The organism is Flavobacterium tagetis (genome assembly GCF_016735615.1).
GTDB classification, from domain to species: Bacteria; Bacteroidota; Bacteroidia; order Flavobacteriales; family Flavobacteriaceae; genus Flavobacterium; species Flavobacterium tagetis.
The window spans coordinates 167,042-188,030 of record NZ_JAERSF010000005.1; the positions used below are offsets into that span (position 1 = coordinate 167,042).

18 protein-coding genes are annotated in these 20,989 nt (G+C 32.0%); 10 read left to right on the plus strand and 8 right to left on the minus strand.

Annotated elements, in window-relative coordinates:
• Positions 1-11: 11 nt before the first annotated feature.
• From JI750_RS20660 to JI750_RS20690, 7 genes are all read right to left on the minus strand, one after another.
• Positions 12-1,109: a DUF1972 domain-containing protein gene (locus tag JI750_RS20660; RefSeq protein ID WP_202006310.1), complete on the minus strand. Its 1,098-nt coding sequence runs from the start codon at positions 1,107-1,109 to the stop codon at positions 12-14.
• A 101-nt stretch (positions 1,110-1,210) separates the two neighbouring features.
• Positions 1,211-2,350 carry a glycosyltransferase family 4 protein gene (locus JI750_RS20665; RefSeq protein ID WP_202006311.1) on the minus strand — a complete coding sequence of 380 codons (1,140 nt, stop codon included), beginning with the start codon at positions 2,348-2,350 and terminating at the stop codon, positions 1,211-1,213.
• A gap of 5 nt (positions 2,351-2,355) precedes the next feature.
• Complete coding sequence (locus JI750_RS20670) at positions 2,356-3,411, minus strand: polysaccharide pyruvyl transferase family protein (protein ID WP_202006312.1); 1,056 nt, start codon at positions 3,409-3,411, stop codon at positions 2,356-2,358.
• Between the two features lie 2 nt (positions 3,412-3,413).
• Positions 3,414-4,625, minus strand: coding sequence for an MATE family efflux transporter (locus JI750_RS20675; RefSeq protein ID WP_202006313.1), 1,212 nt, complete (start codon positions 4,623-4,625; stop codon positions 3,414-3,416).
• Between the two features lie 19 nt (positions 4,626-4,644).
• Positions 4,645-5,853, minus strand: coding sequence for an O-antigen polymerase (locus JI750_RS20680; protein WP_202006314.1), 1,209 nt, complete (start codon positions 5,851-5,853; stop codon positions 4,645-4,647).
• A 44-nt stretch (positions 5,854-5,897) separates the two neighbouring features.
• Complete coding sequence (locus JI750_RS20685; RefSeq protein ID WP_202006315.1) at positions 5,898-6,878, minus strand: beta-galactosidase; 981 nt, start codon at positions 6,876-6,878, stop codon at positions 5,898-5,900.
• A 6-nt stretch (positions 6,879-6,884) separates the two neighbouring features.
• Positions 6,885-7,310 carry an adenylyltransferase/cytidyltransferase family protein gene (locus tag JI750_RS20690; RefSeq protein WP_202006316.1) on the minus strand — a complete coding sequence of 142 codons (426 nt, stop codon included), beginning with the start codon at positions 7,308-7,310 and terminating at the stop codon, positions 6,885-6,887.
• A 323-nt stretch (positions 7,311-7,633) separates the two neighbouring features.
• Between JI750_RS20690 and JI750_RS20695 the strand changes: the two genes are divergently transcribed.
• The 4 genes from JI750_RS20695 to JI750_RS20710 all read left to right on the plus strand — a co-directional run bounded on the left by JI750_RS20695 (position 7,634) and on the right by JI750_RS20710 (position 11,934).
• On the plus strand, positions 7,634-8,599 hold the full coding sequence (locus JI750_RS20695) for a T9SS C-terminal target domain-containing protein (protein ID WP_202006317.1): 966 nt from the start codon (positions 7,634-7,636) through the stop codon (positions 8,597-8,599).
• An 89-nt stretch (positions 8,600-8,688) separates the two neighbouring features.
• On the plus strand, positions 8,689-10,551 hold the full coding sequence (locus tag JI750_RS20700) for an ABC-F family ATP-binding cassette domain-containing protein (protein ID WP_202006318.1): 1,863 nt from the start codon (positions 8,689-8,691) through the stop codon (positions 10,549-10,551).
• Positions 10,552-10,652: 101 nt separating this feature from the next.
• Positions 10,653-11,123 carry an FKBP-type peptidyl-prolyl cis-trans isomerase gene (locus JI750_RS20705; RefSeq protein WP_202006319.1) on the plus strand — a complete coding sequence of 157 codons (471 nt, stop codon included), beginning with the start codon at positions 10,653-10,655 and terminating at the stop codon, positions 11,121-11,123.
• Between the two features lie 31 nt (positions 11,124-11,154).
• Complete coding sequence (locus JI750_RS20710) at positions 11,155-11,934, plus strand: O-methyltransferase (RefSeq protein WP_202006320.1); 780 nt, start codon at positions 11,155-11,157, stop codon at positions 11,932-11,934.
• 57 nt (positions 11,935-11,991) lie between these two features.
• Here the strand turns inward: JI750_RS20710 and JI750_RS20715 are convergent, their stop codons facing one another.
• The gene (locus JI750_RS20715) at positions 11,992-12,651 is read right to left on the minus strand and encodes a DUF6565 domain-containing protein (protein ID WP_202006321.1); all 660 of its coding nucleotides are present in this window, start codon (positions 12,649-12,651) and stop codon (positions 11,992-11,994) included.
• A 293-nt stretch (positions 12,652-12,944) separates the two neighbouring features.
• Here JI750_RS20715 and JI750_RS20720 point away from each other — a divergent pair, with 293 nt between their 5' ends.
• The 6 genes from JI750_RS20720 to JI750_RS20745 all read left to right on the plus strand — a co-directional run bounded on the left by JI750_RS20720 (position 12,945) and on the right by JI750_RS20745 (position 20,950).
• The gene (locus JI750_RS20720; protein WP_202006322.1) at positions 12,945-13,637 is read left to right on the plus strand and encodes an ABC transporter ATP-binding protein; all 693 of its coding nucleotides are present in this window, start codon (positions 12,945-12,947) and stop codon (positions 13,635-13,637) included.
• An 82-nt stretch (positions 13,638-13,719) separates the two neighbouring features.
• Positions 13,720-14,289, plus strand: a complete 570-nt coding sequence (locus tag JI750_RS20725; RefSeq protein WP_095931074.1) for a cob(I)yrinic acid a,c-diamide adenosyltransferase — start codon at positions 13,720-13,722, stop codon at positions 14,287-14,289.
• 217 nt (positions 14,290-14,506) lie between these two features.
• Positions 14,507-14,728, plus strand: coding sequence for a DUF2795 domain-containing protein (locus tag JI750_RS20730; RefSeq protein ID WP_007138072.1), 222 nt, complete (start codon positions 14,507-14,509; stop codon positions 14,726-14,728).
• 87 nt (positions 14,729-14,815) lie between these two features.
• A complete protein-coding gene (secA, locus tag JI750_RS20735; RefSeq protein WP_202006323.1) occupies positions 14,816-18,157 on the plus strand; it encodes a preprotein translocase subunit SecA in 3,342 nt (1,113 codons plus the stop codon).
• A 206-nt stretch (positions 18,158-18,363) separates the two neighbouring features.
• A complete protein-coding gene (locus JI750_RS20740) occupies positions 18,364-18,708 on the plus strand; it encodes a hypothetical protein (RefSeq protein ID WP_202006324.1) in 345 nt (114 codons plus the stop codon).
• Positions 18,709-18,793: 85 nt separating this feature from the next.
• Complete coding sequence (locus JI750_RS20745) at positions 18,794-20,950, plus strand: TonB-dependent receptor (RefSeq protein ID WP_202006325.1); 2,157 nt, start codon at positions 18,794-18,796, stop codon at positions 20,948-20,950.
• Positions 20,951-20,989 lie beyond the last annotated feature (39 nt).

Below are 20,989 nucleotides of genomic sequence, written 5' to 3' on the forward strand. Positions count from 1 at the left end.
ATTCAAAATAATTATTTATTTACAATAGAGGAAAAATGTTCTATATATTGATCAACAATAATGTTCCAATCGTACAAATCAGTTATTTTTTTTCTATTTTTAGCCAACATAGATTGAAAACTACAATCTTCATATTTTGTATTTATTAAATGCTTTGCTACATCAGCATCATTAGTAAAGTAAAGAGCGTCTTCTCCTAAAATTCCTCTATTAAAATCATTATTATGCGCACAAATTAAACTATTAGATGCCATCGCTTCCAACAAAGAAGGATTTGTACCACCAACAGTATGGCCATGAAAATAAATGTTAGAATAATAGCGAAGATTATTTAATATTTCTATATCATATAAACTTCCCAAAAACTGAATCTGCTTATGTTTCGAATATTTTAATTTCAAGTAGTTTCCATACTTTGTATTATGATTTCCAATTATTAAAAAAGGCCTCGTAGTGTAAGATTTCACGACACCATCTAGAATTATTTCTATACTATTTTCTGGCTCCAATCTGGCAATAAGCATATCATAGTTAAAAGGAATCAAACTGTAACGCTTTAAAACTATGTCCTCATTGTTTTGAAAGAGATTTGCACCATAGGCAATATAAGTTGAAACCGCTCCATATTTGTTCTCCAAATATTTTTTAATTCCAATAGAATCAGAAATAAGATGGTCACTATATTTAACCGCTAAAGATTCTGCAAACTCGAGAAATCTTTTTACTCTTTGAGAATATTTAGTTCTTTTCCATTCTAGACCATCCATGTTGGTTGTAATGATAGCTTTTTTAGGCATTAGCCAATTCCAAATTGAACTACTAGTATAGCCTAATTGTAAAATAATGTCACAATTTTGTCTTCGCACATTTAAAATACAATTAAGATCATATATAAACTGCCCTGCTGTTCCCAATTTATTTTCTGGATCATAACAATGCTCTATTTGAATTCCATTCCACTGTTTTTCTTGGTATGCGTGATTATGAGAATTATAGACAATCACTTCAAACCCCTTTTTCACCAATCCTAAAGCTAGATACTCTGCACATTGTTCAAAGCCTCCATAATTATTAGGAATTCCTCTCGTTCCTATTATTGCGATTTTCATTTTTAAATTATTAATTAGATATATAAAAACTTATTTGATTGAACTGTGTAAAAAATCGTTCGTAGCAAATAGTTCTTTTGAATTGCAGTAAAAAATCAAGTCTAAAATTCACTTGACAGTATTGAATGGTAAAATTTTTTTGTTAAGCCCCCTATCTTAATCCAACTATACTTATCTCTAATCAAAAGTTTAGTATTGTTTTTAACTCTTGTCAAATTAGTTTTATCTGAGACTATCTCTTGAATTTTCTGAGCTAAATCTTGAGGGTTTTCACTTTTAAATAAAAATCCATTTTCATTATGGATGATAATTTCTTTAAAAGGATCTAAATCAGAACATAATACAGGCTTTCCATAACTTAAAGCCAGAAGTAAAACACCGCTTTGATAAATATCTCGGTAAGGCAAAATAATTAAATCAGCTTTTTCATAAAACGTTCCTACTTCATTATCTGGAATATATCTAAAATCACTAACAACAATATCTTCTAATTCTAGATTTGTGATCATTTGTTTGTATTTTTCTAAATCATCTTTCCAGGCTTTTCCTGCTATAGTTAATTCAACTTGACAGTTATTTTTTTTTAAAATACTAATAGCTTTCAGTAAAATATCTAGCCCCTTAACTTTTTTTATTTGTCCAAAAAATAATAAGGAAAATTTATTCGAATGTTTAAATGCTTTATCATTTAATCTGTCAATAAAAGGCAGATAATTTCCATGCGGAATTATGGCTTTGGGGATAGATAAATTAAATTTACTATTCAAAGATTTTAATGAACTTTCATTATGAACAATTATACCATCGATATATTTAAAACATATTTTCTCAATAAGATTATTTGCTCTTTTATCGAAGGAATTAATATCATGAATTGTAACAATCTTTTTTAAATTATTCAATCGAGCATAATAAAGAATAATCAAATCAATGCTTCTAAAAGTGAAAAAATGCATATGAATGATTTTTACATTTCTTCTCTTTAAATCTGAAATTGCCGAATAATGACCATATAGATATTTAAAAGCTTTAATTATGAAATGCCTATTCCACATTCTCTTAAAATAAAAAAGAGTAAGTACATTTTCATATTTTCTTTCGTTAGTTTCATTACATGTATAAAAAAGTACTTTCACATCATTTGCACCCAAACCCAATGCCAATCCATAATCATAGTAATCCATTCCACCATGCCCTCCTACTGGTTCAATCAAACCAATTGATAAATCCTTTACACCCATGATTTTTATTTACTATATTTTGTGAGTACCGAAAAAATACTTTGTTTTATATTTTCAAGATTTTCCGATTTGGGCTTTTTAAAATCAGGAACAAATTCTTCAAAATTATATCTACCAATTAATCTTGAAGCTTCCTTGGCTTCCTCTAAGAACTTCTTATTTTTATCTGAATAGTTATATAAAGCATAAGGGATATTTAAATTTTGTGCCACGACTGCAGGATGCAAGCGTGAGGTAATCACAAATTTTGAATTACGAATAGCAATTAGAGAATCTTCAATTTTATAACCATAAATATTATTTACAGAAATGCCTTCTTGCAAAAAGAGTTCGTTAGCTAATTGGCTTGGCTTTTGGTCTACTTCAAAATCGCAAACTAAATTGAAAACTCTCTTTATTTTTAATTTATTACATATCGAAATAGTTAGATCAACTAAATATTTGTTAACTTTTTCATTATTTAAAGATTGATAATTTGATAAATCTCGACAGCAAAAAACAATGTAATCATTAAAAGCTAGCTGATGCTGCACAGTTTTAATATTTGCAATATCTGGTACATACTTAATTTTATAGCTCATCAAATTGAGAGTTAAACTTTTAGCAGTCAACAAAGATTTCTCATCTCTAAAATATAATGCCTTAGAAAACAAAACAGCTGTGAACATAATTAGTCTAGTTCTAATTTTAGAATAAGAATCAATACCTATTCCCATATACAGTACACGTACTTTACAAAAATATGCTCCAATCATATATTTAATGCCTCCTGTACCTCCTTGATCCATAAAACAGGTTCCGCCACCCCATAGTATATATTTAGAGTTTTTTACTGTTTTTAAGAAAGTTTTGTATGTAATTTTCTGAATACCAGTTAGAGTAAAGACTTCGATTTGGCATTTACTAGAATTTAAAGCCAACGAATCACTAAGATTAGCCTCAATTCCATAGGTGTAGATGTTTATTTGCTCATAGTATTGGCTATAATAATCAATAAGGACATTAAGCATTAATAAATCTCCAAAATTACTTCCATAATAACCAATAAGTGAAAGCTTCATTTCTAAATAGAATTTTTATTATTAAAATATTTTAAAAAAATTATTGTATAAACAATGGCTGTAAAAACCTCACTTAAAACAAAAGATATCGATAAAGATTTTTCTCCTATTCCTTGCAGAAAAAAAATCAAGCAAATCTGAAATACAAGCGATAAAAACGATGCTGTTACTTTATTTTTTATACATTTTTCGTTTAAAAGTGCCGCTCCAATTGCAGTAGAATAAAATCTAAATGGCAAACTAACCGCCAAAATTTTTAATAGAATTGAAGAATTTTTAAAACTAGCAGGGTACAATGACTGAATAACAATTCCTGATAAAGTATAAATTATAATAACAAATATAAGACCAAGTAAAAATGCAGCAATTGCATAAAACTGACTTATGTTTTTTAAAGCATCCTTTTCTAGCTTATGATATTTTGGAAGAAGATATGTTCCAAATATTAAGTTAGGAAGAATATAACATGCTGTTATTAATGTAATCGCTGAAGAATAAATCGCTGAAGCAACAGATCCAAAAAGATGTATAGCTATAAAAATCGAGAATTGAATCTGAATAACATTTATAGATCCATTAAATGAATAAAAAAAAGACTCTTTATAAAACGAAAAAAGCAACTTTCTCGATTGTTCTAATGATATTTTTTTTAATGCTTTTTTTAAATCAATAAGATTCAAAAGAATTGCAAATGAAACAATATTAGCTAAAAGGAGTAAAATAACTGTATTTGTTAAATTGGGTGATATTAGAAACAAAAACAAAACAGCAATAAGCCTTAGCATAGGATTAATTATTTGTGCTATTGAAACTTTCGTAAAGTTTTCTGAAACTTGTCCATAAGAAATAACCAGATATTGGATTGCTGCTGGCAGATAAAAAGAGGTCAAGCAAAGAGATTGAATAAAATTTAAACCAGTGTAAAAAAAAATAATATTACCAACAATAATTGCAATTACTATATTTGTCAAAATACATTTCAGCGCCATAATTAAATACCTATCCTTCTCTATCTCGCTAATACATACATTGCGTAAAAACAAACCACCAATACCCATTCCTGCAAAGGGCCCTATCATTGTAAGCGAAGAATTTGCTGCTACATAAACCCCGAAATCTTGCATTGACAATTTATGACTTAGCAAAACCTGTAAAATAAAAGTTGCGCCAGCTGCGCCAAATCCAGAACAAAGTACTCTTATTAATTTTGACATCTACTTAAAAAACAACTTATTACTTATATATTAAAGGCTTTTTTACATTCATAAGTGAGCTAAAAATTTTGTACAGAACAATAAATACAAATAACCAAACGACACTAACAGATTGCGCAGAAAAACCTGAGGTAATGATTTTCGATGCAATTTCTAAGGATATTATATACAAGAACACATCGAAAAGGCTTTTCTTCCTAATAATGAATCTATTGTATAATTTTCTAATTATATATCCGAAAAAAAAACATCCAATAACAATCCCTGGATATCCGAAATTCACATAGAAATCTCCCATTATTGTTGGTGGTATTCCAAAACCTTCAAACTCTAACTCTGTAACTGCTTTTAGCCATGATTGATAATCTATTTGTTTTCCCGGAAGAGCAGTAAGTAAATCCATAAAAAAGGTTCCTCCATATTCAAAACTATCTTTTCTAATAAAAGCAGATAATACTTTCTCTAAATTTGATATATAAATCAAAAACCTATAAAGAAATGTTGTTTTTAAGTCGACTGTAGTCATACTGTCAGGATTTCTAAACATTTCAAATAAATTAACAAACAAAAGTCCAGACATTGCAAAGACAGCCATCTTTTTTATTGGAATGAAAGCATATAAAAAATGTCTTGCCATAAAAATGTACAAGCAAAGCCAAAGAAAATACCTTCTAGAACCAGTTCCAGTCATAACAAGTCCAACAATAGCAATTAACACAAATAATAATGTTGTTCTATTACTGTATAGGTATGTATATAGTGCTAGTAATAATACTCCATACATTGCTAATGTCATTAAATATAGAAAATATCCATTGCCACTTATATTTAGAGCCATTACTCGTGCTGCTTCTTTATTATGGGCAAGCATTGGTATGTTACCAGCTCTTGCAAAAAAAATAACAGCTGCCATTAAACCTATAATTACAAATAAATTTCCAGTCGATTTAAATTTCCAGCTCCTCCGTTGTTTTCTGATAATATAAATAGCAGAAGTAGTTTTATTGCTAAGAACTATTTTTTTAGAAGAAGCCGCTATGTAATATCCTAAATTGATCGATAAGTAGCCTAGTAGTATTATAAAAAAAACCAGTTGATAGTTTGCTGAATTAAAAAGTTCTTTTGAAAAAAAATAAAGTGCTATAGGTCCAAGCCCTATTAAAGTAATAAAATATAAATTAAGAAAAATTTCAGGTTGAAAAAAATCCTTATTTCTTTTATTATACATTGAAAAGAAATAAGCCAAAAAACTTACAAACAAAAGAATCATCCTTATTTCAGATTTAAAAACCCTGCTATAATATCCTCACTCCATATTTCCAGCCACATTGGTCCAATCTTATCTGCCTTTAATAACATTTGATTAAAGCTATCATTTGTAGTATTTACATTCGAATATATTCGTATGGATTGTAACATTATATCGTTCGGGTGAAGTTGCAAAACCAAATCTGCATATTGATTTCCTTTACTAAACCATTGTTCTTCACTAAAAGCAAAAGCCGCAATTTTTATTCTTTCACTGTATTTTAAATCACAGTAGGCTATAAGCTCTTTTGAGACTAAATCAGTTCGTCTAACCCCATAAACATCATGAATTGCTAATGTTAAAACTGTATTTGGGAAAAGTTTCACAAAAGTATCAATGATTTGCTCCCAATTCTTGATGTATTTTGAATATCTAAATCCAACTCTTTTAAACTCCTTATCTGAACAAATAAAATTAGTTTCAATACCATTGGTATTACTTCCTCCAGTTATTTCAATTGCATTAAGGACATCTTCATTTTGGTCTACAATTATTTTTAATTTTAATAGAAAAACTTCAAAAAAATGATTAAACCTTTTGTCCCAAGGAACAGGAGCCTCCGCTAGGGAAACATTTCCTGCTTCAACATAATCATCAAAATGTTCCCAATATAAATACTTTATTTTTTTATCTTTCAGCCAATTTGGTGACCAGCGACCTGTCAAAACTCCGAAATTTACTTTTTTATTATGTTTTTTAGCCAAATTCAAAATTTTCTTCAAAGATGAGAAATCATAAATATGTTCATCTGGATTAAGTTTAGACCAACCTACATAATATGTTATACCCTCAATGTGGGGATGTTCTAATACTTTAATTAAATCAGAATCAGAAATATTGCTTCTTACAATTGCATAAAGAGGTGTTTTAAATTCACTATTTATGTCTTTTTTTTCATTAGTGAATAAAAAAGAGACTAAAATAATATAGTAGATATTTAGCATAGAGGGCTACTTTACCTTTTTTAACTCCCTAACAGCCACTTCCTTCCTAAGTCCGCTACTTGAAAAACGATGGTCACGAGTATTAAAATAAAATTCAATTCCTTTTTCCTCACAATAATACCTGCCCGTAAATTGTTTATTTCGATATTCATCTCCTAGAATACGAACATCAATTTTAAAGGAGCGCAAAATATCTTCCAGATCTTGCTCTGTCGAATATGGTACAATTTCATCAACATGCTTACATCCTTTAAGCTGAATGTATCTTTCGACGACTGTTTGAGCTGGCTTATTTTTCTCAGGTCTATCTATTGTGGGATCTGTTTGTAGCCCTACTATCAAATAATCACACTTTTGTTTAGCTTCTTCCAACATTTTAACATGCCCTGCATGCAATAAATCAAATGCACTAAAAGTTATTCCTATTTTCATGATTATATAACTCTTTAAATGATTAATTTGTTCCTTCTAAGCACAGCTTCGCTTCTCCCACTCACATAGAATGGGGTCAAATCTGGTTTTGATTATATAATAAACTCGCACATTCATGGTCTGAGTTTACTTTTTTTTATAATTTTTTGCAAAAGTAGCTTATCAAATAAGTGAAGACAAGGCAAAAAGAAAGAAATGTCTTATTTTGATACAAATAAGTCTTATAGTAATCCTACACAAAAAACTAAAAAATGAAAGTCGCTATCGCATTCTATTTAGAGATTAAAAGTTATTTTCACATTAGTAAAAAAAATCTCATACAAATGAGCCAAATAGTATTCTTTTGTGTCCTATTTATTACTTCAACTTATAGCCAAACCCAAGGATGCAGGGACACAAAAGCTAAAAATTACAGTTCTATAGCTGTGGAAAATAACGGAAGCTGTAACTATAAAAAGCTGAAACTAGAGCCCAAATATTCATTTCAATTAAGCGATTCATTAAAAGAAACTTCTGGACTAATTGCCTTCGAAAATCTGCTTTGGACACACAATGATGATCATGACAAAACGATTTACGGATTAGACTCTTTAGGAAAAATTAAAAAGAAAATTGTTTTAGAACGGGCAATGAATCATGACTGGGAAGAAATCTCGCAAGATGATACTCATATTTATATTGGAGATTTCGGAAATAATTATTCTGGAAACCGATCGGATTTGAAAATTCTCAAAATCGAGAAAAAATCTTTTCTGGAAGGTAGCCCAAATATTGAAATCATTTCATTTACTTATTCAGATCAAACTGACTTTTCTTCCACAAAACCGAACAAAACCAATTTTGACTGCGAAGCTTTTATTGTTTCAAAAGACAGCATTTATTTGTTTACCAAACAATGGAAATTGTCTAAAACCAACATTTATGCTTTATCTAAACAAGAAGGGATACAGATAGCACGATTTAAAGCCACGCTTGATACCAAAGGTTTGGTTACTGGTGCAACTTATTTAGAAGATAAAAAACTTATTACTTTGTGTGGTTATACCAAAGTTGGAAAACCATTTTTATATTTGCTTTACGATTTTAAAAATCAAGACTTTTTGTCTGGGAATAAAAGACGAATCGATATAAAACTTCCTTTTCATCAAATGGAAGGAATTGCTACAAAAGATGGACTTCATTATTTTTTAACGAATGAATCTTTAGTTCGAAAACCAATTTTAAATCATCCACAACAAATTCATTATTTTGATTTGAGCAATGCTCTGGATTTGTATCTCCATAAATAATTCGCAAATGCAAGATAATAGTTTACTTTTGCAGAAAGTTATGTTTTAGAAACATCCATAACTCATAATTTATAACTTATACTTACAAAGTGAATTACTTATCTGTAGAAAATATATCGAAGTCATTTGGCGAAAGAGTCCTTTTTGACAACATTTCTTTTGGGATTAACAAAGATCAAAAAATTGCTTTTATTGCTAAAAATGGTTCTGGAAAAACCACTATGATGAACATCATTAATGGAATTGAAGAACCAGATACAGGACAAGTTGTTTTAAGAAAAGGAATTAGAATGGCGTTTCTTTCGCAAGACAATAATCTTCAGGACGAACTTACAATTGAAGAAAGCATTTTCGCTTCAGACAATGAAACGCTTAAAGTTATTGAAGCTTATGAAAAAGCTTTAGAGAATCCTTCTGATGAAGAAGCTTACCAAAAAGCTTTCGACGCAATGGATCAGCACAATGCTTGGGATTTTGAAACACAATACAAACAGATTTTATTCAAATTAAAATTGGAAGATTTTAAACTTAAAGTAAAAAATCTTTCTGGAGGGCAGAAAAAACGTCTTTCATTGGCTATAATTTTAATCAACCGCCCAGATTTATTGATTTTGGACGAGCCAACCAATCACTTAGATCTTGAAATGATCGAATGGCTTGAAAGTTATTTTGCCAAAGAAAATATTACGCTGTTTATGGTAACGCATGATCGTTTCTTTTTGGAGCGTGTCTGCAACGAAATTATAGAATTAGACAACGGAAAATTGTACCAATACAAAGGAAACTATTCTTATTATCTGCAGAAAAAAGAAGAAAGAATCACTTCTGAAAACGCTAGTGTTGATAAAGCTAAAAACCTATTCGTAAAAGAATTAGAATGGATGCGCCGCCAGCCAAAAGCGAGAACAACAAAGTCTAAATCGCGTCAAGACGATTTTTACGTTATTAAAGAAAAAGCACAAAGCCGACGCAAAGAAAATAAAGTTGAACTTGAAATTAACATGGAAAGAATGGGAAGCAAAATTATTGAGCTTCACAAACTTTCTAAAAAATTCAAAGACCGTGTTATTCTGGACAATTTCAGTTTTGATTTTCAGCGTGGCGAAAGAATTGGAATTATTGGTAAAAACGGAACTGGAAAGTCTACTTTCTTAAATCTGCTTACAGGAACAATTCCGCCAGACAGCGGGCGTGTAGTTAAAGGAGATACAATAAAAATTGGATACTATACGCAATCTGGAATTAATCCAAAACCAGGTCAGCGTGTTATTGATATTATAAAAGAATACGGAGAATATATTCCGCTAGCAAAAGGAAAGATTATTTCTGCTTCGCAATTATTAGAACGTTTCCTTTTTGATGCTAAAAAACAATACGATTATGTAGAGAAATTAAGCGGTGGTGAATTAAAACGTTTGTATTTGTGTACCGTTTTAATTCAGAATCCAAACTTCTTGATTCTTGATGAGCCAACAAACGATTTGGATATCGTGACTTTAAATGTTTTAGAAAGTTTCCTATTAGATTATCCTGGATGTTTACTGGTAGTTTCGCACGACCGTTATTTTATGGATAAAATTGTCGACCATTTATTTGTCTTTAGAGGACAAGGAGAAATCGAGAATTTCCCAGGAAACTACTCTGATTTTAGAGCTTATGAAGACAGCGCTGACGTTGCTCAAAAAGAAGAAAACAAAGCAGAAAAGAAAGACTGGAAACAAAATAATCCAACTGGAAATTTAAGTTTCAACGAACAAAAAGAATATCAAAAAATCGAAAGAGAAATAAAAGATCTTGAAGCTGAAAAAGCTAAAATCGAACAGTTATTCTCTGATGGAAAAGTTGCAGATGCAGATATTGAAAAGAAAGCAAACGAACTTCAAAATATAATCAATAAAATTGATGCTAAAGAAGAACGCTGGTTTGAACTTTCTGCGAAGCTTGAAGGATAGTTTTATTTCAGGTCCCCAGTTATGAATGTTAATGTCTAAAAACCATGACTGTAACTAAAAAACTAATTTATATATTTACGCCTTTTTAAAATAAATACCACATGAAGAAATTATTAGTAGCATTTTCTATTCTTACATTTTTCATTTCTTGCTCAAGCGATTCAGGGTTAGAAAGAATTCCAGATAAAATAGACTATAGTGTTGAAAACGAAAAAGAAATTACAGATTATTTGACCAAAAATAATCTAACAGCACAGAAAACAAGTACTGGTTTACATTATATTATTACAGAAGAAGGAGCAGGAAAACAACCTACCCTGCAATCAAATGTTACTATTACTTACAAAGGCACCCTTACCAACGGAACTGTTTTTGACCAGAATGCTTCTGGAGCAACTTTTCCATTAAGCAAATTAATTTTAGGATGGCAACAAGGACTACCATTTTTTAAAGAAGGCGGAAGCGGTATTTTGTTTGTTCCAGCACATTTGGGATACGGAAGTAGCAAGGTTGAAAACATCCCAGGCGGCTCTGTTTTAATTTTTGAAATCAAACTAATTTCGGTTAATTAATCCTCCTGAAAAACCTGACCATAAATTAAGAATGTTTTTTCAAATACAATCTTATCTTAAATTCCTTTGGTATTCTAAAAACGAACACGCGGTTCATTCGCCGTTCGTTTTTAGTCTGCTTACAAAATGCTTCTACGATAAAAAATTCAAACCAGAATATACTATTCTTAAAAAGTACAGAAAAACACTTTTAGAAAATAAAAACTTTATAGAAGTAACTGATTTTGGAGCGGGTTCGAGAATTTTCAAATCAAATAGAAGACAAATTTCCAAAATAGCACAAACAGCGGGAATTTCTCCAAAAAGAGCTGAATTATTATTTCGTGTTACCAATTACTTTCAACCTTCAACTATTTTAGAAATAGGAACTTCTCTGGGATTGGCAACTTCTGCCCTCGCTTTAGGAAATCCAAAAGCTAAAGTGGTTACTATTGAAGGATGTCCAAATACAGCAAATGTCGCCCAAAATCAATTGGCTGATTTTGATTGTAAGAATGTTGAAAATGTAATTTCTGAGTTTGAATCTTTTTTAATTTCCGAAAATATTCAAGCAACAAATTATAATCTAATTTATTTCGATGGAAATCATTCCAAAAAAGCAACTTTAACTTATTTTGACCTTTTACTACCAACGATCGACAACGATTCTGTTTGGATTTTTGATGATATTCATTGGTCAGAAGACATGGAAGAAGCTTGGGAAATCATTAAAAATCATCCTCAAGTAAAAGTTACGATTGATACTTTTCAATGGGGATTTGTATTCTTTAGACGAGAACAACCGAAAGAGCATTTTATTATTCGAGTATAAAAAAAGACGATCATTTCTGATCGTCTTTTTCATTTTCTAATTCAAAATTCTAAAATCTTATTTTTTTGCTTCTTTGTTTTCTTCAGATTTAGCTCCCATCCTATTTATCTTATACATTGGTGCAAATTTTACTTTCAAACCAGCAATTTTACGATTATCTTCAGCTGTTAAACCTTCTTTTTCAACTGTATTTTTACGGCTGTCAAGAGCTTCATACATTAATTTGATTTCATCCCAGTCTTCTCTAGAATATTTATCTTTATTATTTTCTACAGTATGAACAAACTGCTGATAAACGCTATGAATATTTTGGGCATTCACCCAATTAAAACTCATATCGTCACCAATTTTTCCTGTACCAAATAAAGCATCTCTTAATTGCTGTTTTGGACTAGGAGCTGGAGGGGCAAATTGGGCGGTCATTTCATCTCTAAATTCTTCGTACTTAATTTTACTTGTATTTATTTTTTCTGTCGCAGCAGCATTGTCTTTAATATCGGCCAAAGCAGCTTGAGCTTCTTGAGATCTTCTGTCATATTCGGCTTCTACACTTTTCCAATTGTCTTTCAAATCTGCGGCAGCAACATTTTTAACAGAGTCAACATAGATAACATAGTTTTCTACTGTCTTTTGAGCTTTTTCTTGTTTCTCATCTTTACATGATACAAGTCCTAATACTAATAATGCAATTCCTGTGGCTATTTTTATGTTTCTCATAATCTTAGTTATTAATTAATTATACCCAAATTTACTTAATCCCTTCCTTAATAAATTACATTATTCTCACATTTTAAAAATCAAAAACATATTAAATCTGTAAAAAACACAAAACAATGAGAATTATGCAAAACACTTCAAAAATGATATAACCTAATTTCAGATTAAAAAACGTATTCTTTTTGCTTTCTTTATACATTTAAGAACGAAAAACGGATTTTGTAACAAAAACCAATTATCAACTACTTATTCAAAAGTGTTTTGTACTTTTAAATCCAAAATTGTAAAATAAAATGGCTGAACCATTAATTAAAATAACCGACATTAAACGAAATTTTACTTTAGGAAATGAAATCGTTTATGTTCTAAAAGGAATAGATCTCGAAATACAAAAAGGCGAATACGTTGCTTTAATGGGGCCTTCCGGATCAGGAAAATCTACATTAATGAATTTGCTCGGCTGTTTAGATACACCAACTTCGGGTCGTTATATTTTAAATGGAAAAGATGTCAGCAAAATGAAAGATGATGAATTGGCCGAAATTAGAAACAAAGAAATTGGTTTTGTTTTTCAGACCTTCAATCTTTTACCTAGAACAACTGCTTTAGATAATGTTGCCTTACCCATGATTTATGCCGGTTATGGAAAATCTGAAAGAATAGCACGAGCAACTGAAGTTTTAAAGCAAGTAAATTTAGCTGACAGAATGGATCACCAGCCGAATCAGCTTTCTGGAGGACAGCGCCAGCGTGTGGCTGTTGCAAGAGCGTTAGTCAACAAACCATCGATTATTTTGGCCGATGAACCAACAGGAAACTTAGATAGTAAAACTTCTATAGAAATTATGAAACTTTTTGGAGATATTCACGCACAAGGAAATACTGTAATTCTAGTAACTCACGAAGAAGATATTGCTGCTTATGCACACAGAATTATTCGTCTAAGAGATGGTTTAATTGAAAGTGACACAAGAAAATCTGTTTAACCGTTTATTTGGCTAATCGTTTAATCGCAAAAAGAGAAAACTTAGAATCTTAGTATCTCAGAACCTTAGCATCTTAAAAAAAATGAAAGTATATACCAAAACAGGCGACAAAGGCACAACGGCTCTTTTTGGAGGGACTCGCGTACCTAAAGACCATATCCGCATTGACAGTTATGGAACCGTTGACGAATTGAATTCTTATATCGGATTGATTCGTGATCAGGAAATGGATTCGCATTATAAAACTATTTTAATCGAAATTCAAGACCGTCTCTTTACCGTTGGTGCCATTTTGGCAACTCCACAAGAAAAAGAAGTTTTGAAAAACGGAAAACTTCGCTTAGAAAATCTTGGTATAATTGACTCAGATATCGAATTACTGGAAAACGAAATAGATAAAATGGATGAAAGCCTTCCGCCAATGACTCATTTTGTTTTACCAGGTGGTCACCCAACCGTGTCACATTGTCATATAGCGCGCTGTATTTGTCGTCGTGCAGAACGTTTAGCAGTACATTTAAGTCATAATGAACACGTTCCTGAAATAGCAATTACGTACTTAAACCGACTTTCTGACTACCTTTTTGTCTTGGCACGAAAGTTGTCCTCAGACTTAAAAGCGGAGGAAGTGAAATGGATACCGAGAAAATAATCAGTCGCAGTTTTCAGTTTTTTATACTGCAAACTCATACAAAAACTGAACACTAAAAAACACAGTAATTAGTAGCAAATTTCAGCTTTAAAACTGAAAACTGGCACTGAAAACTGAATACTAACAAGGACGTTCTTAAATTTTATTAAAATAAATCAAAATTTACTTGTCTTTTTCAGTAAAAAATTTATTTTTGCACAAACTAAACAGATAACAGATGTATTGGACATTAGAATTAGCATCTTATTTAAGTGATGCGCCATGGCCTGCTAACAAAGATGAACTTATAGACTACGCTATCAGAGCAGGTGCTCCATTAGAAGTAGTAGAAAACCTTCAATCAATCGAAGACGAAGGTGAGATATATGAATCAATGGAAGAAATTTGGCCTGATTATCCAACAGACGAAGATTATCTTTGGAATGAGGATGAATATTAAAAAATAAACCAAAGGAAAAAGTCTCTCATCATAGAGACTTTTTTTTTGGTTCAAATACATATATATAATAAAGAAATACAATAAATCATGAGTTTCATAAACAGTATTATTAAAGTCTTTGTCGGCGATAAGTCGCAGAAAGATGTCAAAGCTTTACAACCTTACTTAAACAAAATTAAAACATTCGAAGCTCCTTTAATGAGTCTATCAAACGACGAATTAAGAGGAAGAACCGTTTATTTTAAAGACAGAATAAAAGAAGCTAGAGCTGATAAAGATGCTAAAATTGCTTCGCTTAAAGCAGAAGTAGAAAACATCGAAGACATCGATAAAAGAGAAGACATTTATGATGCAATAGATGCTCTTGAAAAAGAGGCTTATGAAATCTCTGAAAAAACTTTATTGGAAATTCTTCCAGAAGCGTTTTCTGTAGTAAAAGAAACGGCTCGTCGTTTTAAGGAAAACTCTCATATTGAAGTTACTGCAACTCCAAAAGATCGCGAATTCTCAGCAACAAAATCATACATTACTATAGATGGCGAAAAAGCGATCTGGGCAAACAAATGGAATGCTGCTGGAAAAGACATCACTTGGGACATGATTCACTACGATGTTCAGTTAATTGGTGGTATGGTATTACACGAAGGTAAAGTTGCCGAAATGCAAACAGGGGAAGGTAAAACTTTGGTAGCTACTCTTCCACTTTACTTAAACGCTTTGACAGGAAACGGAGTTCACTTAGTAACAGTGAATGACTACTTAGCAAAACGTGATAGCACGTGGAAAGCTCCTTTATTCGAATTCCACGGTTTATCTGTTGACTGTATCGACAATCACCAGCCAAGTACAGAACAAAGAAAGAAAGCATACGACGCCGATATCACTTACGGAACTAACAATGAGTTTGGTTTTGACTACTTAAGAGATAACATGGCGCACTCTCCTAGCGATCTTGTTCAGAGAAAACACAATTTTGCAATTGTCGACGAGGTTGACTCTGTATTAATTGATGATGCTAGAACGCCGCTTATCATTTCGGGACCAGTTCCTCAAGGAGATCGTCATGAATTCAACGAATTGAAACCAAAAATCGAAAACTTAGTTGCACAACAACGTCAGTTAGCGAATGGTTTCTTAGCTGAAGCTAAAAAATTAATCAAAGAAGGTAATACTAAAGACGGAGGTTTCCAATTATTGAGAGCTTACAGATCTTTACCTAAAAATAAAGCATTAATTAAATTTTTAAGTGAAGAAGGAATTAAACAATTACTTCAAAAAACTGAAAATCAATACATGCAAGATAACAATCGCGAAATGCATAAAGTTGACGAAGCTTTGTATTTTGTGATTGAAGAGAAAAACAATCAAGTAGAATTAACAGATAATGGTATTAAATACCTTTCTGGAGATACAGATTCAGATTTCTTCGTTTTACCAGACATTGGAACAGAAATCGCTGCGATTGAAAAACAAAAATTAGACAAAGACGCAGAAGCTGAAGCCAAAGAAAGATTATTCCAAGATTTTGGCGTAAAAAGCGAGCGTATCCACACTCTTACTCAACTTTTAAAAGCTTACGCTTTATTCGAAAAAGACGTAGAGTATGTTATCATGGACAACAAAATTATGATTGTCGATGAGCAAACAGGTCGTATCATGGACGGACGTCGTTATTCTGACGGTCTTCACCAAGCGATTGAAGCAAAAGAAAACGTAAAAATTGAAGCTGCAACTCAAACTTTTGCAACTGTTACTTTACAGAACTATTTCAGAATGTACAACAAACTGGCTGGTATGACTGGTACAGCTGTTACAGAAGCAGGAGAGTTATGGCAAATCTATAAATTGGATGTTGTTGAAATTCCGACAAACCGTGGAATCGCGAGAATTGACAAAGAAGATTATATCTACAAAACAACACGTGAGAAATTCAACGCTGTAATCGAAGATGTAACAGAATTATCACAAGCTGGAAGACCAGTATTGATTGGAACAACTTCTGTAGAGATTTCAGAATTATTAAGCCGTATGCTTAAAATGAGAGGAATCACACACAACGTATTGAATGCTAAAATGCACAAGCAAGAAGCGCAAATCGTTGAAGAAGCTGGTAAAGCTGGAGTTGTAACCATTGCAACAAACATGGCAGGTCGTGGTACCGATATTAAATTATCGCCAGAAGTAAAAGCTGCTGGAGGTTTAGCAATCGTTGGTACAGAACGTCATGATTCTCGTCGTGTAGACAGACAGTTACGTGGTCGTTCTGGTCGTCAAGGAGATCCAGGAAGTTCTCAATTCTATGTTTCTCTTGAAGATAACTTAATGCGTTTATTCGGTTCTGAAAGAGTTGCGAAAGTAATGGACAGAATGGGATTGAAAGAAGGTGAAGTTATTCAGCATTCTATGATGACTAAATCTATCGAACGTGCTCAGAAAAAAGTAGAAGAAAACAACTTTGGTGTTCGTAAACGTTTATTAGAATATGATGACGTAATGAACTCGCAGCGTGAAGTAGTTTACAAACGTCGTCGCCACGCATTGTTCGGAGAGCGTTTGAAACTGGATATTGCTAATATGCTTTATGATACTTGCGAATTAATCGTAAGCAACAATAAAGTAACTAACGATTTCAAAGGATTTGAATTTGATTTAATTCGTTATTTCGGAATCACATCTCCAATTTCTGAAGCTGATTTCACAAAATTAAATGATATCGAAGTTACTGGAAAAGTATATAAAGAAGCTTTAGCATTCTACACAGAAAAAACTGAAAGAAGCGCAAGAGAAGCTTTCCCAATTATCAAAGGAGTTTACGAAGAGCCAAACAATCATTTCGAAAGAATTGTAGTTCCATTTACAGACGGAATCAAAACTTTGAATGTTGTAACTGACTTGAAAAAAGCTTACGAAAGCGAAGGTGCTCAATTAATCGCTGATTTTGAGAAAAACATCACGCTATCAATTGTTGATGAAGCTTGGAAAAAACACCTGCGTAAAATGGACGAATTGAAACAATCGGTTCAATTGGCTGTTCACGAACAAAAAGATCCATTGCTTATTTACAAATTAGAAGCTTTCAATTTGTTTAGAGGAATGTTAGACAACGTTAACAAAGAAGTTATTTCATTCTTATTCAAAGGTGATTTACCAGCTCAAAACGTTCCTGAAATTCACGAAGCAAGAGAAGTTCGTCAAAAAGAAAATTTACAATTAAGTAAAGACGAAATTCCAAACAGCGAAAGCATCAACCGTGAGGCTGGAGAAACTCAACAACGCCAAGTTACTGAAACTATCGTTAGAGATATGCCAAAAATCAACAGAAATGATACTGTTGTAGTTCAAGAAGTTGCTACTGGTAAAACAGAAACAATGAAGTACAAAAAAGCTGAAGCTTTAATTGCTGAAGGAACTTGGATTTTGATTAACTAATAATTTCTATTTCAAATAGCAAACATAAGTAGACCCGACAGATTTCAAAAATCTGTCGGGTTTTTCTTTTCTAATGCCTCCAGTTGCCCTTTTTTTTTGTATTAAATGACAAAAATCGTTCTTGTAAATAAATTTAAAATGTATTTTTGCTCTCGAAAACAACGAAACCTATTTTGAAACGACTTTTCGTCATATTTCTTTCTTGCATGCTATTAGTCCCTTCTTTTGGCAGTTTCTTTGTTTATACCTCATTCAAATTAAATCAGGAAGAAATTTCTAAAACAATCTGTGTACAACGCAAATTGGTTTTCAATAGCTGTAATGGTCGTTGTGAACTTCAAAAAAGCTTAAAAAAATACGCAGACAACGAAAAAAGAATGCAAAACAATCTGAAAGAAAAAGCAGAAGTGGTTTACATTCAGACTTCAATCTTAAACAATTTCAAATTAACGGCACTTATCGAATCAAAAGCAAAAATTTTTGCTTCATTTGATAAAAAGCCTATTGCAATCGCAAATTCAATTTTTCACCCTCCATCCTCTTTTATATAAATTTTAAAAAGTCAGAATTCTAAGACTTGCAGTTTGCTTATGGCCTAAAGCCTATAGCTTACAGCTTTAATTTATATAATTCAAAATGAAAAAAATATACTTTACCCTATTAATCATAGGGCAATGTGTCTTTGCACAAAACAAAACCGAGCAAGACACAACAAAGCAAGAACTTGAAAATGTTTTTGTAACGGCAAATCGTACAGCAACTTTGAGAAAAGAAACTCCAGTTGCGATCAGTAAATTGACAGCAAAAACTATCAATGAAACCAAGGCTACAGCAGTTTACGAAATCATAAATAAAACTCCCGGAGTCTTAATGGTAAATCTAGGAAACGAACAGCACATGATGTCTATTCGTCAGCCTATGACCACAAATGCCTATTATCTGTATTTAGAAGACGGATTGCCAATTCGTCCAATGGGAATTTTCAACCACAATGCGTTATTGGAAATAAATCAATACAATCTGCAAAGTATTGAAGTTGTAAAGGGTCCTGTTTCTTCTTTATACGGACCAGAAGCTGTCGGCGGAACTATCAATTTAATTTCGATTAAACCTCCTGTTGATCCTGAGTTTAAATTCGGAATTCAAGCTGACAATTATGGCTACAGAAGATTTCAGGCCGCAGGTGGCGCCAGAATTGGAAAAGTTGGCTTTCATATTGCAGGAATTTCAAGTTTACAAGAAAATGGCTGGATGACCTATTCTGATTACAATAAAGATAATCTGAATGCGAGAATTGATTACAACATTTCTCCTTCTACCCGACTGATCAGCAATACGATGTACGGAAAATATTATTCCGACATGAGCGGAACTGTCAATGAAGAAGCTTTCAACAACAGAACTTACAAGAGCACTTCTGATTTTACCTATAGAAAATCTGATGCTTTGCGAACTCGTTTAACATTAGAACACGACTGGAATAGCAATTCTAGCAGTTATATTACCGCTTATTTGCGTGACAATAAATTAGGGCAAAATCCGTCATACGGAATCAAATGGAGTCCAACTGTAAATCCTACAACGGCTAAAGGTGAAGTAAATTCAAACAACTTTAAAAGTTATGGTGCAATTGGACAACATACTCAAAAATTTGATTTTTTAAACACGAAACTTGTGGCTGGAGCTTTGTACGATTATTCTCCTGTGACTTATTGGTCGTATGTAATTGATTTAAAAGCCAATTTGAATCCAGGACAGCCAGGAAAACAAACGGTAGATTCGTATGAAATCATTGCAGAACATCCAGATTCTAAGCTTTCAGATTATACAGCCGATATTTTTAACACTGCTGGTTATGCACAAATTAGTTTTAATCCGATTGAGAAATTAATTGTTACTGTTGGCGGGCGTTATGACAATATGAAAGTGAATTATGATAATGCAATTGATCTTTCTACAGGAAGCAAAGTATATGACAAATTTACTTTTAAGGCTGGAGCTAATTACAATCCTGTAGAATTTGCCGGTTTTTATGGCAATTATTCTCAAGGTTTTGCGCCTCCGGGAATTACTTCAATTTTTAGAGCTAAGCCAGGAACTGGCGGCACATCAGGCGTTCCTGCCGAATTTTATTATAACCTGCAACCAGCAGATTTCGATAATTATGAAGTTGGCGGATGGCTTTCTTTCTTCGAAAATAAGCTAAACCTTGATTATGCTTTTTATTATATGGAAGGTAAAAATGAATTATTAAATATCAAGCTTCCAGATAATTCTACAGATTATCGTTCAGCTGGAGAAACACGTCATAAAGGAATCGAGTTTGGAGCTTCATATAAACCATCAAAACAATTCAATATTCGTCTTGGCGGAACTTATGCACAACATACTTATATTGATTTCAAGCTTTCAGACAAACCATCAGATCCTATTCAGGATTTAAACGGTAAAGAAATGCCGTCTGCTCCAAAATGGTCAGGAAATTCAGAAGTTACTTATTATCCTAATTGGCTTCCAAATCTAAGAACGTCTTTAGAATGGCAACTTGTAGGCAGTTATTATCAAGATCAAATCAATACGGTAAAATATGACGGCTACAATATTTTCAATGCCAGAATTGGTTATCAATGGAAAAAAATTGAGGTTTATGGAAATGTGCTAAATCTTACTGACAAATTGTACGCTTACAATGTTACCAGAACCAATGTTGCCAATGCACAACCAACCTATACTGCTGCTGCGCCAAGGACATTTGTATTCGGAATTCAATATAATTTTTCATTAAAAAAATAATATTTAGCCACTGATTAAAATGATTAACACAGATTAAAT

Bases quoted from the DNA above. Each gene is read 5' to 3' on its own strand.
- JI750_RS20660 (WP_202006310.1), bottom strand. From the start codon at position 1,109: ATGAAAATCGCAATAATAGGAACGAGAGGAATTCCTAATAATTATGGA.
- JI750_RS20665 (WP_202006311.1), bottom strand. From the start codon at position 2,350: ATGGGTGTAAAGGATTTATCAATTGGTTTGATTGAACCAGTAGGAGGG.
- JI750_RS20670 (WP_202006312.1), bottom strand. From the start codon at position 3,411: ATGAAGCTTTCACTTATTGGTTATTATGGAAGTAATTTTGGAGATTTA.
- JI750_RS20675 (WP_202006313.1), bottom strand. From the start codon at position 4,625: ATGTCAAAATTAATAAGAGTACTTTGTTCTGGATTTGGCGCAGCTGGC.
- JI750_RS20680 (WP_202006314.1), bottom strand. From the start codon at position 5,853: ATGTATAATAAAAGAAATAAGGATTTTTTTCAACCTGAAATTTTTCTT.
- JI750_RS20685 (WP_202006315.1), bottom strand. From the start codon at position 6,878: ATGCTAAATATCTACTATATTATTTTAGTCTCTTTTTTATTCACTAAT.
- JI750_RS20690 (WP_202006316.1), bottom strand. From the start codon at position 7,310: ATGAAAATAGGAATAACTTTTAGTGCATTTGATTTATTGCATGCAGGG.
- JI750_RS20695 (WP_202006317.1), top strand. From the start codon at position 7,634: ATGAGCCAAATAGTATTCTTTTGTGTCCTATTTATTACTTCAACTTAT.
- JI750_RS20705 (WP_202006319.1), top strand. From the start codon at position 10,653: ATGAAGAAATTATTAGTAGCATTTTCTATTCTTACATTTTTCATTTCT.
- JI750_RS20710 (WP_202006320.1), top strand. From the start codon at position 11,155: ATGTTTTTTCAAATACAATCTTATCTTAAATTCCTTTGGTATTCTAAA.
- JI750_RS20715 (WP_202006321.1), bottom strand. From the start codon at position 12,651: ATGAGAAACATAAAAATAGCCACAGGAATTGCATTATTAGTATTAGGA.
- JI750_RS20720 (WP_202006322.1), top strand. From the start codon at position 12,945: ATGGCTGAACCATTAATTAAAATAACCGACATTAAACGAAATTTTACT.
- JI750_RS20725 (WP_095931074.1), top strand. From the start codon at position 13,720: ATGAAAGTATATACCAAAACAGGCGACAAAGGCACAACGGCTCTTTTT.
- JI750_RS20730 (WP_007138072.1), top strand. From the start codon at position 14,507: ATGTATTGGACATTAGAATTAGCATCTTATTTAAGTGATGCGCCATGG.
- secA (WP_202006323.1), top strand. From the start codon at position 14,816: ATGAGTTTCATAAACAGTATTATTAAAGTCTTTGTCGGCGATAAGTCG.
- JI750_RS20740 (WP_202006324.1), top strand. From the start codon at position 18,364: ATGCTATTAGTCCCTTCTTTTGGCAGTTTCTTTGTTTATACCTCATTC.
- JI750_RS20745 (WP_202006325.1), top strand. From the start codon at position 18,794: ATGAAAAAAATATACTTTACCCTATTAATCATAGGGCAATGTGTCTTT.